Here is a 14,134-nt window from a genome sequence, read left to right on the forward strand (position 1 = left end):
GATCTGGGGGCACTATAAGGGGAAGCGTGAAATCAGAGAAATTCATTCATTTTCTGATGCATTCAAAAAACTGATGAGACGGGGCAAAAAACGACATCTGGCAGGCTGTCAATTGCAGGATCTGACAATTGTGGCCCCGGGGGCCCGCCCCGAGAATCGCCGGAGTGACAGGATCGGCTTGGGGCAGTGGGTGATGGCGACAGAGGGGAGACCGGGCGACAGGTCAGCGTCACCCGGCTGGCATTCACTGCAACAGTCTGGGGAAGTTGGTGACCACGACCTGCTCCAGATTCGGCAGCAGTATGCCGCTGCTGACCCCCTTGGCGATGGCCTGGTAGCGATTCATCGACCCCGTCTTGCGGGTGACCTGGTTGAGGTGGTAGTTCACGGTGCGTTCGGTGATCCCGAGGATGCAGGCGATCTCCCCCGATGTCTTCCCGTCGCTGGCCCAGAACAGACACTCGGTCTCTCTTTCCGTCAGGGCCTCCTGGGGATCATCCTCCCTCATGCTTTGGCGCACTATCCGGATCGCCGCCTCGAAGATGTAGTTGGACATCCAGGAGAGGATGGGCGAGGACTCCAGCAGCAGGTCGCTGGACGCCCGCTCCCGGGTGATGAACGACAGTATGCCGTTCTCCCCCGCCGCCCCGTGCAGCGGAAACGAGATGCCGTTGCGCAGCCCGAACTCCGCCGCCAGCCCCATCACGTCCATGCTCCCCTCTTGCAGGAAGCGCGCCTTCTCGTCCAGCCGGTTCCAGTAGATGGGCAGGGTCTGCGTGCGGGCGAGCTGGATGATGGGATCGCAGGCCAGCATGTTGTTCACCGTGTAGGCCTGCACCCAGGAGTCGGGGCACTGGTTGAACAACACCACCTTGGGCCTTTGCATCGACATGGGCAGGATGAGCGCGAATCGATAGTAGTCGTAGCCCATTCCCAGAGTGAAGCGGCCGATCAGCTCGGCCAGCCGGTTTCCATCCGTTACCAGCGTGAAATGTTCCAGATACTCAAGCAGTTGGTCGCGTGTCATAGGCTAGCCTCCCCTGGCCAAGGCCTTGGATTATAGCGCCTAACCATGAAATGGAGAGACATGAATGCTTGTTTTCAAAGGAAAATTGAAAGAACACCCCAGATGGGAGGTCGAAAACGAGCTTTATCGCTTTCGCAAGCGCGTCTTCTCCGATCGGCTCGGCTGGGACGTGGAATCCCACCGGGGTCTGGAGCGGGACAGCTTCGACAAGCCCGATACCCACTGGGTGCTGATTGAAGATGAAGAGGGTCTGTGCGGCTGCATCAGGCTGCTCAGCTGCGCCCAGGACTACATGCTGCCCAGCATCTTTCCCGGTGCCCTCGCCGGCGAGCGTGCCCCGCGCGGCGCCGATGTCTGGGAGCTGACCCGGCTCGCCATCGATGCCGGCCGCGCACCCGCGCTCGACAACGGCATCAGCGAGCTGACCTGCGTCATCTTCCGCGAGGTCCATGCCTTCGCCAGGGAGCAGGGGATCCGGGAGCTGGTGGCCGTGGTCAGCCTGCCGGTGGAGCGCATCTTCCGCCGCCTCGGCCTGCCCATAGAGCGGCTCGGTCACCGTCAGGCGGTGGATCTGGGGGCCGTGCGCGGGGTCGGGATCCGCTTCCACCTGGACGAGCGCTTCGAGCGCGCCGTCAGCCGTCCCCTGCGGGGGGAGTACGCTACGGCCGGGGAACTGCTCGGCATGAGCTGACCCCATAAAAAAGTCCCGGGCTGACACCCGGGACCAAAACTCTCGCTATGGCCCGTTTCCACCCCATGCAAAAACGGACCGAATGAGTATCTTATGAATCTCACCCTGTCGCTACTGTCACATCTCACAGTGACAATGCCCGTATGCCCTCCACGCAGTGCCCGTCGTCTGGCCTGGTTGTTCTCCCGCCCCCGCTCCAGTAGCATCCTTGTTCAATTCCCTTCTCTGATAAGGAGCGCTGATGAAGACGCTGGACTACAAGCTGCTGCTGGCGCTGGATGCCGTGATGCAGGAGCAGAACTTCGAGCGCGCCGCCCAGCGTCTGCACCTCACCCAGTCCGCCATCTCCCAGCGCATCAAGCAGCTGGAGCAGCAGTTTGCCGAGCCGCTGATCATCCGCAGCCAGCCCCTGCAGGCCACGGCCCTCGGGCAGAAGCTGCTGGCCCACTACCGTCAGGTGCGCCAGCTGGAGCTGGAGCTGGCGGGGGAACTCTCCCCCAGCGAGCCCCAGGCGCCGATCCGGGTCAGCATAGCCGTCAACGCCGACAGCCTGGCCACCTGGTTCCTGCCCGCCCTGGCGCCGCTGCTGGAGCAGCACCCCATAGAGCTGAACCTGCTGGTGGATGACGAGAGCCGCACCCTGGATCGGGTGCGCGAGGGCCAGGCGTTCGGCGCCGTCAGCCTGCAACCCCAGCCGCTGGCAGGCTGCTGCGTCGACGAGCTCGGAGAGATGCGCTACCTGCTGACCGCCAGCCCCGCCTTCGTCGCCCGCCACTTCCCCCAGGGGCTCACCCCGGCGGCACTGGCCAAGGCACCGGCGGTCGCCTTCGATCAGCGCGACGACATGCACGTCAGCTTCATGGCCCGCCACTTCGCCCTGGCCCCCGGCGGTTACCCCTGCCACACGGTGCGCTCGTCCGAGGCCTTCGTCGCCATGGCCGAGCAGGGGCTGGCCTGCTGCCTCATTCCCGAGTTGCAGATCCGCCAGCAGCTCGCACAGGGGCTGCTGCTCGATCTCAGCCCGGATCTCCACCTGGTCGAGCGCCTCTACTGGCACCGCTGGGTGCTGGAGCGGGGGCTGCACAAGCAGATCTCCTTGCGCCTGATCGAGCAGGGCCGCCGGGCACTGCAACCCCGCTGAGCGGGCCATTCACCTTGGCTTTGGAGGGGTAAAAACGTATAGTGCTGGGCGATCCGTCATCAGGTCTCCACCCAGGTTTTCCACTTCAGGTTCCTCACTTATGTTCCAAGACAATCCGCTGCTGGCCCAGCTCAAGCAACAAATCCGCGAAAACATCCCCAAGAAAGAGGGTGTGATTCGCGCCTCCGATCGGGGCTTCGGCTTTCTGGAGGTCGATGAGAAGACCAGCTATTTCGTGCCGCCTCCCTACATGAAGAAGGTGATGCACGGTGACCGGGTGAGCGCCCTGATCCGTACCGAGAAAGAGAAGGAAGTGGCCGAGCCGGATGCCCTGCTGGAGCAGGCCGTGGTCCGCTTCGTCGGCCGCGTCAAGATGTTCCGCGACCGCCTCAACGTGGTGCCTGATCACCCCCTCATCAAGGACGCCATCAAGGCCCGCGCCAAGAAGGGTCTGGACGAGAAGTCCTTCAAGGAAGGGGACTGGGTAGTGGCGACCCTCAAGCGCCACGCTCTGGTGGATGGCAACTTCTCCGCCGAGATCACCCAGCTCATCGCCGACAAGGACGATCACAACGTGCCCTGGTGGGTGGTGCTGGCGCGCCACAACCTGGCCCAGATCGAGCCGGCGGACCTGCCCGAGTGGAACGTCATCGAAGAGGAAGAGCTGCCCCGTCGCGATCTGACCCAGGTGCCCTTCTTCACCGTCGACGGCGCCAAGACCAAGGACATGGATGATGCCCTGTCCATCCGCAAACTGGACAACGGCTGGGAGCTGCTGGTGGCCATCGCCGACCCGACCGCCTACGTGGCCGAAGGCAGCGAGCTGGACCAGGAAGCCGCCAAGCGCGCCTTCACCGTCTACATGCCGGGCCGCAACGTGCCCATGATACCGCGCACCCTCTCCGACGAGCTCTGCTCCCTGAAAGAGGGCGAAGAGCGCAACACCCTGTGCGCCCGCCTGCTGATCGCCGAGGATGGCCTGCTGCTGGAAGAGACCGAATTCTTCGCCGCCCGCATCGTCTCCCATGCCCGTCTGAACTATGACGACGTCTCCGACTGGGCCGAACACGGCAAGGAGCTGACCATAGATGCCGGCGTCCTGGCCCAGCTGCCGCTGATGAAGGCGATGACGGAGGCGCGGATCAAGTGGCGCACCGAGCACGCCCTGGTGTTCCCGGACCGTCCCGACTACGACTTCGAGTTGGGGGAGAACGGCGCCGTGCTGGCGATCCACGTGGAGCCTCGCCGCATCGCCAACCGGATGATCGAGGAGTCGATGATCGCCGCCAACATCTGCGCCGGTCGCGTATTGGGCAAGAGCGTCGGTTACGGCATCTTCAACGTCCACACCGGCTTTGACGAGGAGTCTCTCGACGGCGCCATCGATCTGCTCAAGAGCGCCGAGGCGCCGTTCGAGAAGGAAGAGATCGCCAGCCTGTCCGGCTTCTGCGCCCTGCGCCGCTGGATCGACAGCCTGGACACCCGCTGGCTGGACGGCAAGATCCGCCGCTTCCAGAGCTATGCGCTGATGTCCGCCGAGCCGGGTGCCCACTACGGCCTGGGCCTGGATGCCTACGCCACCTGGACGTCCCCGATCCGTAAATACGGCGATATGGTCAACCATCGCCTGCTCAAGGCCGTCATCGCCGGCAAGGCCCCGGGTGAGCGTCCGAGCCAGGAGCTCACCGAACACCTGACCGAGTGCCGCCGCCTGCACCGCAGGGTGGAGCGCGACATCGGCGACTGGCTCTATGTCCGTTACCTCCAGGCCGCTGCCGGTACCGATCAGGTGTTCAACGCCGAGATCATCGACGTGATGCGCGCCGGCCTCAAGCTGCGCCTTCAGGAGAACGGCGCCGTGGTCTTCATGCCTGCCCGCCACATCCTGGACAACAAGGACAGGCTGGAGTGCAACTGGGACAACGGTCGCGTCTACCTGGACAAGACCGAAGTGGTCTATGAGCTTGGCCAGATCATCGAGGTGAAGCTGAGCGAAGCGGTGGAAGAGACCCGCTCCCTCATCGCCAAGCCGGCGGTGGCCCTGGTGCCGGGCCCGGCCCCGGAAGCACCGGCTGCCGAGAGCACAGCGAGCGAGAGCAGCGAGGCGGCGGCCGACGCGGCCCCCAAGGCGGAATAAGCCCCGCTCCCCTGCATGCCAAGAGCCCGCAATACTGCGGGCTTTTTTTATGGGCGCGGCAACCCGGCAGAAACATCAGGAAGGTGAATGGGCGGGGTCGGCCTCTGCTTGCATCTGTGTCGACACCCCTGCCGACACTCTCATCTTGTCGCTGCGGGCATTGGCAGGCGTCGCCAGGGAGGCCAATCAGGGCCTGCCAAAGGAGGCCAATCAGGGCCTGCCAAAGGAGGCGGGACAGAGCCCGAATGGCCGACAGTGCGGGGAGCAAAACTGAAAGTGGGTTACAAAACCACTGATTCATTGATTAGTAGTTGATGATGGCGCGAGATCCATCGTTGTTACCCTCTGATCTGGCGCCACCAGGCGTGCTCCAATTGGCTACAAATGATGGCTTTGTGACAAGAATCACATTGACACAGGGTTTGCGCAAACGACAAAAGGTGAGGTGCATCACATTAAAATGCCATTCACGATGGGAAAGATCGAAATGTAGCCAAACTACAGCGCCTGAATGTGATCGGCGTCACTGTGTTGTGAGGGGGGAGGTCGGGGTATTTGAGAGATGGGTCACAAGACACCCCGTTTTCAGCCTAATTTGATCACAAGCTGGTAGATTGAAGTTGCTTAGACGACAGGGATGGGGGTTCGGCAAAACCCGTCATCCCGACTACCACTTTTAATCACACAGGCTTAAAACGGGGTCCCGACATGTTATCACCGGATACCAAAGTCAAGATACAGAATTTTGGACGCTTCCTGTCCAATATGGTCATGCCCAACATAGGCGCCTTCATCGCCTGGGGTTTCATTACCGCCCTCTTCATCCCCACCGGCTGGATGCCAAACGAAACCTTGGCCAAACTGGTCGGCCCCATGATCACCTATCTGCTGCCCCTGCTGATTGGCTATACCGGCGGCAAGCTGATCGGGGGTGAGCGGGGTGCCGTGGTCGGTGCCATCACCACCATGGGCGTCATCGTGGGGACCGACATCCCCATGTTCATGGGCGCCATGATGGTCGGCCCGCTGGGTGGCTGGGCCATCAAGCGCTTCGACAAGGCGATGGAGGGCCGGGTCAAGAGCGGCTTCGAGATGCTGGTCAACAACTTCTCCGCTGGCATCATCGGCATGTTGTGCGCCATCCTCGCCTTCTTCGTCATCGGTCCCTTCGTCAAGGTGCTCTCCGGCGCCCTGGCCGGCGGTGTCGACTTCCTGGTCGCCCACAGCCTGCTGCCGCTGACCTCCATCTTCGTCGAACCGGCCAAGATCCTCTTCCTCAACAACGCCATCAACCACGGCATCTTCTCGCCGCTCGGGATCCAGCAGGCCACCGAGCAGGGTCGTTCCATCTTCTTCCTGATCGAAGCGAACCCGGGTCCGGGTCTGGGGGTGCTGCTGGCCTACATGGTGTTCGGCCGTGGCGCCGCCAAGCAGTCCGCCGCCGGTGCCTCCATCATTCACTTCTTCGGCGGCATCCACGAGATCTACTTCCCCTATGTGCTGATGAACCCGCGCCTCATCCTGGCGGTGATCGCTGGTGGCATGACCGGGGTCTTCACCCTGACCCTGTTCAATGCCGGTCTGGTCTCCCCCGCTTCCCCGGGCTCCATCTTCGCCGTGCTGCTGATGACGCCGAAAGCCTCCCTGATCGGGGTGCTGCTCTCCATCATCGCCTCCGCCACCGTCTCCTTCCTGGTCGCCGCCGTGTTCGTTCGCGCCCAGCAGCCGGAAGCCGACGAGGCCGATGCCCTGGGTGAAGCCACCCGCAAGATGAAGGCCATGAAGGGTGCCAAACCCGAAACCACAGCGGCCAAGAAGCCGGGCGGCGAGCTGATGGCGGTGCGCAATATCGTGGTCGCCTGCGATGCGGGCATGGGCTCCAGCGCCATGGGCGCCGGCATGCTGCGCAAGCGGGTACAGGCCGCCGGTCTCGACATCAGCATCACCAACCGTGCCATCAACAACCTGGACGATCAGGTGGATCTGGTCATCACCCACAAGGATCTGACCGACCGTGCCCGTCGCCATGCACCGCATGCGCAGCACATCTCCCTCTCCAACTTCCTCGACAACGCCCTCTATCAGGAGCTGGTGCAAAACCTCAGCCTGGCCAACGCTGCAAACGACGATGTAGCCAACCCGCAACTGCTGGTGGCGGCCAACGACGACAACTACGAGCCGCAGGCAGCCGAGGTCTTCACCCTGAGCCTGCAGGACGTGCACCTGGGCCTCAAGGCCGACAACAAGGAGGCCGCCATCCGGGCTGCCGGCAAGCTGCTGGCGGAGCGGGGCTACGTGGCGCCGGATTACGTCAACGCCATGCTGGAGCGCGAGCAACTGGTCTCCACCTACCTCGGCGAATCCATCGCCGTCCCCCACGGCACCATAGCCGCCAAGGAACACGTGAAGCGTACCGGCATCGTCATCTGCCAGTACCCGGCCGGGGTCGCCTTTGGTGAGGACGCCGATGAAGTGGCCCGCCTGGTGATCGGCATCGCCGCCCGCAATGACGAACACATGCAGGTCATAACCCGTCTGACCAATGCACTGGATGAACCCGGTCTCATCGACCGGCTGGCCAGTACCCAGGATCCCCAGGAGTTCCTGGATCTGCTGGGCGCCGAACAGGCTGCCTAATCATCCTTCATCGTCTTTGGTTGTAGAGGTTAATATCATGAAAACATTGCATTTTGGTGCCGGCAATATCGGTCGTGGCTTCATCGGAAAACTGCTGGCGGACGCCAGCCATCAGGTCACCTTCGCCGACGTCAACGAAACCCTGATCGACCAGCTCAATCACCGCCAGGAGTACAAGGTGCACGTGGTGGGCACGGATCAGAAGCTGGACGTGGTGCGCAACGTGGCCGCGGTCAGCTCCGCCGGACACGAGGTGATAGCTCGCATCATCACCGCCGATCTGGTCACCACCGCGGTCGGGCCCAACATCCTGGACAAGATTGCCAGCACCCTGGCCAAGGGGTTGCAGGCCCGTTTCGATGCCGGCAACCTGACCCCCCTCAACGTCATCGCCTGCGAGAACATGGTGCGCGGCACCAGCCACCTCAAGCAGGAGGTACTCAAGTACCTGCCGGTCGCGTATCATGCCACCCTCGACAACTGCGTCGGCTTCGTCGACTCGGCGGTGGATCGCATAGTGCCCCCTGCCGCGGCCAACGATGATCCGCTGGAGGTGACGGTGGAGAGCTTCAGCGAGTGGATCGTCGACCAGACCCAGTTCAAGGGCGAGCTGCCCCAGGTGGCGGGCATGGAGCCCACCGACAACCTGATGGCCTTCGTCGAGCGCAAGCTGTTCACCCTCAACACCGGGCACATCGTCACCGCCTACCTCGGCAAGCTGAGGGGCTACCGCACCGTGCGCGAGGCGATCGAGGATCCGGTGATCCGCAGCAAGGTGCGCCGTGCCATGGAGGAGAGCGGAGCCGTGCTGGTGAAACTCTACGGCTTCGATCCGCGCCTGCACGCCGCCTACATCGAGAAGATCCTGTCCCGCTTCGCCAACCCCTATCTGGTGGATGAAATCGACCGGGTCGGCCGTCAGCCACTGCGCAAGCTGGCGGCGGGGGACAGACTGGTGAAGCCGCTGCTCGGCACCCTGGAGTACGGCCTGCCCAGCGATCACCTGCAGGAGGGCATCGCCGCGGCGCTGCTCTATCGCAACGATGATGATCCCCAGGCGGTGGAATTGCAGGCCCTGCTGGCAGAGCTGGGCCCTGCCAGGACGCTGGCCCGGGTGACCGGGCTGGAGGAAGAGAGCGAGATCGTGCGCGCCATCGTCGCCCGTTATGACAATTTGAAGTGACCCCATGGGGCGCACTCGCCGGCAGCCCGAGCGCATGCGCCCCATATGATAAAAACCGGGAGAGAGCCTGGCTCTCTCCCAGTCAGCCGGACCCTGAACACCTATGACCACACACCAGGAAGATGATGTACTGGAGCGACTGAACGAGCAGGATGGCCCCCGCGGCTTCTTTCTCGAGGTCGTGACCATCCTGGAAGAGGCGGTCGACTCCCTGATGCGGCGCGCGTTCCGCCAGGAGGAGTATGCCGTCAAATACGCCATCGAGCCCCTGCTCAACCAGAGCGGCCCCCTCGGCCAGCTGGAGGTGCGCCTCAAGCTCATCTTCGCCCTCGGCCTCATCTCCCTCGAGCGCTATCAGGATCTCGAAGCCTACCTGAAGATCCGCGATTTTCTGGTACGCGACCCCAAGGATTACCGTTTCAGCGACAAGCCGATCCGCGACCTGCTAGGCCGCCTGCATGCCATCCATCAGACCAGCATGATGCCGCAAGATCCCCCGGCCAATGAGGAGGACTGGCCCCTCTATCAGATGCAGCTCAACCGGCTCGATCAGATGGTGCGCTCCGCACTGGTGCTGGCGGTGACCGACTGCGTCACCGAACTCCACAAAGAGAGCCCCATCTGATCAGGCCAGCCCGCTGAGGCTACTCCCGGGATCCCGGCCTCCCCGAGGCCGCCTCTAACGGGTGTCAATTTGCCCTCCTTCCCCGCTACACTACTCCCAACCCCATTACCCACCCGAGGTTGGCATGATTGCACTCTCTCTCGCCGGGATCGCCCTGATCTCCCTGCTCGCCCAGTGGCTCGCCTGGTCCGTGCGCGTCCCCGCCATCCTGTTCCTGCTGCTCAGCGGCCTCTTGCTCGGCCCGGTGACGGGCGTACTCGACCCGGACCAGTTGCTGGGGGAGCTGCTGTTTCCGCTGGTGTCGCTCTCGGTCGCCATCATCCTGTTTGAAGGGGCCCTGACCCTGCACCTGACCGAACTCAAGGGGATAGGCAAGGTGGTACGCAACCTCTGCTCCACCGGCATGCTGGCCAGCTTCGCGGTCATAGGCGCCGCCAGCTACTGGCTGCTGGGGCTGGACTGGCGGGTCGCCATGGTGCTCGGTGCCGTGCTGGTGGTCACCGGGCCGACCGTGGTCGCCCCCATGCTCAGCGTCATTCGGCCGGTACGGGAGGTGGACAAGATCCTGCGCTGGGAGGGGATAGTCATCGATCCCATCGGTGCCCTGTTTGCGGTACTGGTGTTCGAGGCGGTGCGCCTCGGCAGCCAGGGGGATCTCATCGATCACACCCTGCTGGCCCTGGCCAAGACGGTGGGGGTCGGCTCTCTCATCGGGATGGCGGCAGGCTGGATCACCACCCTGATCATGCGCAAGGACTGGTTGCCGGTCAGTCTGCACAAGTTCGGGGTGCTGGCCCTGGTGCTGGTCACCTTCACCCTGTCGGACTGGATCAGCCACGAGTCCGGCCTGCTGGCGGTAACCGTGTTCGGCATCTGGCTCGCCAACCAGGAGGGGCTGGATCTGGAGGAGGTGCTGGCCTTCAAGGAGGATCTCGCAGTCATCCTCATCTCTTCCCTCTTCATCCTGCTGGCGGCCCGCCTCGATCTGGCGCAGCTCTGGCAACTCGGTCCCATGGTGCTGGTGCTGCTCTGCGTGGTGCAGTTCGTGGCCCGTCCGCTCTGCATCCTGGTCTCGACCCTGGGATCGGATCTCCCCTGGCGCGCCCGCGCCCTGCTCGCCTGGATAGCCCCCCGAGGCATAGTGGCGGCGGCGGTCAGCGCCTCCTTCGCCATCAGCATGCACGAGGCCGGCATTGAAGATGCCGACAAGCTGGTGCCCCTGGTGTTTGCCGTCATCATCTTCACCGTGGTGTTGCAGAGCCTGACGGCGACCCCGCTGGCCAGGCTGCTCGGCATGCGCCAGCCCGCTCCCGACACCTGGCTGCTGATCGGCGCCAACTCGGTGGCCCGCGCCATAGGCAGGGCGCTGGCGGATCAGGGCATACCCGTCCATCTCTCCGATCCGGCCTGGGAACATTGCAAGCTGGCCCGCATGAGCGGCCTGCCCTGCTATTTTGGCAATCCGCAATCGGAACACGCCGAGCTGCACCTGCCCCTCACCAGCATCCATACGGTGCTGGCGCTTTCCCCCAACCGTCACAACAACGCCCTCGGGGTGCTGCACTTTGCCCACCTGTACGGGGAGGAAAAAGTCCACTCCCTGCGCTCCAGCGAGCAGCACGGCAAGGCGAACCGGGAGAGCGCCACCTTCCGTGCACGCCAGGATCTGTTCGGGCCAGAGATGAATTTCGCCCGCCTGAGCGGCCTGCTGAGCCGGGGCGGCCAGATCAAGGCGACCCGCCTGAGCGACGCCTTTGACTGGACCCAGTATCAGGAGGCCAATCCCGGCGCCATTCCCCTGTTCATCGTCGATGCCAGGGGAAAACCCCGGGTCGTCACAGGCCCAGTGTCACCGCTGGCCGGGGAGCTGCTGATCGCCCTGCAGCCACCACGGGAGCCCCAGGCGGCTTGATGCGCCGCCATCCGGCTCCCTGCGCCTGCGTCCGCCGCGGGCGACTAGACTTGAGGGTGGCGCCATGAGTCACAGGAGGATGTCATGACAGTCAGCGAATTGCGTGCGCTTCATCAGCAGCACAGGTTCAAGGAGGCGGAGATCATGCATGACATCATCTCCCCCGGCTGGGTAGTGGAGTTTCGGGGTCAGGACGGCCATCTCTACATGATGACGGACACCCTGGGTTGCCCGATGAGTTTCTCCTCGACCGAAGAGGCTCGCGACCATATCCACCTGGTGGCCGATTGCCCCATCCAGGTCGAGCACCTCTATCGCTTCTTCGAGCGTTGAGGCTGATGCCAGCAAAAAGGCTCCCTGGGGAGCCTTTTCTCATTCCGGCTGCAGCGGCTCGGCTTCCTTGCTCTCCAGCCGTCTGACCGGCTTTTGCAGGATCAGGTTGGCCGGGTAGGTCACCAGATCGCCGTTGTCATCCCGCACCCTCAGGTAGAACAGGCCTATTTCGGTGATGACGCCGGTGACTGAGTCATCCTTGTCGAGGATGCGGATCCGGTCACCGATCTTGTAGGGGAAGGCGAAGAAGATGGTGATGCTGGCAGTGATGTTGGAGAGGATAGACCACTGGGCCACCATGGCGACCCCGAGCACGGCGAAGAAGGAAGACGCGAGCACCACCAGCCGGGAGAAGTCGAGCCCCCAGACCCCCGCCAGGATCAGCAGGGTGGCGCAGCCGAGCAGGAAGTGGAACACATGCTCCACATAGAGCACCCGGTTTTCGCTCACCTGCCGGCTCTGGCCGAGCGCCATCAGGCTCTTGTGAATGAGGCCGCGAATGAGAGTATGCCCCAGCAACAGCAGCAGGGTCACACCAAAGGATTCCCATGTCGTCATGTGCGCTCCTTACCACCAGCGTCGATATTTGAGCCATACCGCCAGCCCGGTCGCCAGCGCCAGCAGGGAACCGCAGAAGACCCAGAAGGCGGTCGGGCTCTCGGCCCCGGGGATGCCCCCCAGGTTGATGCCAAACAGGCCGGTCAGGAAGCTGGCGGGCAGGAACATCAGCGCCATCACCGACATCTGGTAGGCGCGGCGATTGGTCGCCTCCGCCGTCAGGTTGTTGATCTCGTCCGCCAGCACGGCGGAGCGAGCCACCCCGGCATCCAGATCGTCCAGCCAGCGGCGCAGCCGATCGGCGATGTCGAGCAGGCGGCGGCGATCGTCCTCATCCAGCCAGCTGAGCTTCTCGTTGGCGAGGCGCGCCACCAGATCTCGCTGAGGGGAGAGATAGCGGCGGATCATGATGAGCTGCTTGCGGATCCGCGCCAACCGCCCGTTGGCGGGCAGTTCACGCATCAGCACTATCTCTTCCAGCTCAAGGATCTGATCGTGCAGCTCCTCGACAAACTCCCCCGCCCTGTCGGTCAGGGCATCGCAGATCTCCACCAGCCAGTCGGCGGTAGAGATGGCGCCGCCCCCCAGCACCAACTGCTGGAAGACATCTTTTTCCGACAGCAGGGAGCGACGGCGACTGCTGAGGATGAAATCTGGGGTGATGTAGATGCGCAGCGCCACCATCTCTTCGGGCCTGTGATCCTTGTTGTGATTGATGCCACGCAGGATCAGCAGCACAGTCTCCCCCATCCGCACCAGCTTGGGCCTGTTGCTCTGACCGAGCAGGGATTCGCGCGCGGCGTCATTGAGCAAGGGGGTCTGCAACAACCAGCGGGCCGCCTCCGGATTGCCGTAATCCAGATGCACCCAGCTGGGCTGGGCTGCCGGGATCTCGCTGCCTGTGGCCAGCGGGGTCATCCCCCCCTTGCCATCCAGGGTCAGGCCATAAATTACGTCACTGGGCACCCGATCCATCTCGTCTCCTTCTCGTTCATGCTCAGGCCCCAGCTTACACGAAAGCAGGGGCCGACTCAGCCCCGCACCGGGAAGGGGGCGCCTGTGCTACCATGCCCGCTCTCGTTTCATGCCCGTTTCAACTACAGGAAGCCATGCCATGTCCATCTGGGTCGATGCTGATGCCTGCCCCATTCCGGTCAAGGAGATCCTCTACCGCGCCGCCCACCGCGCCCAGGTTGTCACCACCCTGGTGGCCAATCAGGGGCTGCGGGTTCCCCCCTCTCCCTTCATCAAGACCCAGCAGGTGGAGAAGGGTTTCGATGTGGCGGATCATGTCATTGCCCAGCAGGTTCAGCCCGGCGATCTGGTGATCACCGGCGACATCCCCCTCGCCTCCTGGGTCATCGATGCCGGTGGCGAGGCGCTCAATCCCCGTGGCGAGATCTACACCCGCGAGACCATCCAGGCCCGGCTCGGCATGCGCAATTTCATGGAGGAGCTGCGCTCGGCCGGGGTGCAGACCGGCGGCCCGGCCCCCTTCAACGCCGCCGACAAGCAGCGCTTCGCCAATGCCCTCGACAAGTGGCTGCTCAAGGGCAAGCTGACCTGAGTCATCGCAACAGGGCATCATGGCCTGGCTGACGATGAGCCCCTGCCATCTGTGGCAGGGGCTCATCGTCAGCCGGCCCATCTTCCCCCTCACCTAGCGCCACGCTGGACCCGCAGACGGCGCCCCACCCATAAGATTCATTTTTTATATAACTTTTAGTGTCAATTTAGTCACAAACTAATATTTTTAATTCTATCAGTATCGATTGAATTATCAATATCGCTATCCTAGACATATTAAAACGCCACAAATAATAATTTAATCACTATTGGCTTGACCAATTACCACCATGTCTAAAGGATGCCTAAAATACCTACCAAATA

At 63.0% G+C, this 14,134-nt stretch carries 12 protein-coding genes; 9 read left to right on the top strand and 3 right to left on the bottom strand.

The window, feature by feature from the left end; genetic code table 11:
- Positions 1 to 244 precede the first annotated feature (244 nt).
- A complete protein-coding gene (locus ACWPWQ_RS03215; protein WP_005324972.1) occupies positions 245 to 1,027 on the bottom strand; it encodes a LuxR family transcriptional regulator in 783 nt (260 codons plus the stop codon).
- A 64-nt stretch (positions 1,028 to 1,091) separates the two neighbouring features.
- Here ACWPWQ_RS03215 and ACWPWQ_RS03220 point away from each other — a divergent pair, with 64 nt between their 5' ends.
- From ACWPWQ_RS03220 to ACWPWQ_RS03255, 8 genes are all read left to right on the top strand, one after another.
- Positions 1,092 to 1,718, top strand: a complete 627-nt coding sequence (locus ACWPWQ_RS03220; RefSeq protein ID WP_454008981.1) for an acyl-homoserine-lactone synthase — start codon at positions 1,092 to 1,094, stop codon at positions 1,716 to 1,718.
- 241 nt (positions 1,719 to 1,959) lie between these two features.
- Complete coding sequence (locus ACWPWQ_RS03225; RefSeq protein ID WP_319912248.1) at positions 1,960 to 2,859, top strand: LysR family transcriptional regulator ArgP; 900 nt, start codon at positions 1,960 to 1,962, stop codon at positions 2,857 to 2,859.
- A 100-nt stretch (positions 2,860 to 2,959) separates the two neighbouring features.
- Positions 2,960 to 4,996, top strand: coding sequence for an exoribonuclease II (locus tag ACWPWQ_RS03230; protein WP_454008982.1), 2,037 nt, complete (start codon positions 2,960 to 2,962; stop codon positions 4,994 to 4,996).
- A 708-nt stretch (positions 4,997 to 5,704) separates the two neighbouring features.
- Positions 5,705 to 7,633: a PTS mannitol transporter subunit IICBA gene (locus ACWPWQ_RS03235; RefSeq protein ID WP_454008983.1), complete on the top strand. Its 1,929-nt coding sequence runs from the start codon at positions 5,705 to 5,707 to the stop codon at positions 7,631 to 7,633.
- 37 nt (positions 7,634 to 7,670) lie between these two features.
- Positions 7,671 to 8,816, top strand: a complete 1,146-nt coding sequence (locus tag ACWPWQ_RS03240; RefSeq protein ID WP_454008984.1) for a mannitol-1-phosphate 5-dehydrogenase — start codon at positions 7,671 to 7,673, stop codon at positions 8,814 to 8,816.
- 103 nt (positions 8,817 to 8,919) lie between these two features.
- On the top strand, positions 8,920 to 9,441 hold the full coding sequence (locus ACWPWQ_RS03245; protein ID WP_005332927.1) for an MltR family transcriptional regulator: 522 nt from the start codon (positions 8,920 to 8,922) through the stop codon (positions 9,439 to 9,441).
- Between the two features lie 124 nt (positions 9,442 to 9,565).
- Entirely contained in the window at positions 9,566 to 11,353 is a 1,788-nt protein-coding gene (locus tag ACWPWQ_RS03250) for a cation:proton antiporter (RefSeq protein ID WP_454008985.1), read from the top strand.
- An 84-nt stretch (positions 11,354 to 11,437) separates the two neighbouring features.
- On the top strand, positions 11,438 to 11,686 hold the full coding sequence (locus ACWPWQ_RS03255) for a hypothetical protein (protein WP_202047497.1): 249 nt from the start codon (positions 11,438 to 11,440) through the stop codon (positions 11,684 to 11,686).
- Between the two features lie 39 nt (positions 11,687 to 11,725).
- Here ACWPWQ_RS03255 and ACWPWQ_RS03260 read toward each other — a convergent pair whose 3' ends face one another.
- Together ACWPWQ_RS03260 and zntB are read right to left on the bottom strand one after the other, a co-directional pair.
- Entirely contained in the window at positions 11,726 to 12,244 is a 519-nt protein-coding gene (locus tag ACWPWQ_RS03260; RefSeq protein ID WP_139438827.1) for a mechanosensitive ion channel domain-containing protein, read from the bottom strand.
- Positions 12,245 to 12,253: 9 nt separating this feature from the next.
- Positions 12,254 to 13,219, bottom strand: a complete 966-nt coding sequence (gene zntB / locus ACWPWQ_RS03265; RefSeq protein ID WP_202047498.1) for a zinc transporter ZntB — start codon at positions 13,217 to 13,219, stop codon at positions 12,254 to 12,256.
- Positions 13,220 to 13,358: 139 nt separating this feature from the next.
- Between zntB and ACWPWQ_RS03270 the strand changes: the two genes are divergently transcribed.
- Positions 13,359 to 13,811, top strand: coding sequence for a YaiI/YqxD family protein (locus ACWPWQ_RS03270; RefSeq protein WP_202047499.1), 453 nt, complete (start codon positions 13,359 to 13,361; stop codon positions 13,809 to 13,811).
- Positions 13,812 to 14,134 lie beyond the last annotated feature (323 nt).

The sequence above is a fragment of the Aeromonas sp. Marseille-Q7275 genome (assembly GCF_965119515.1).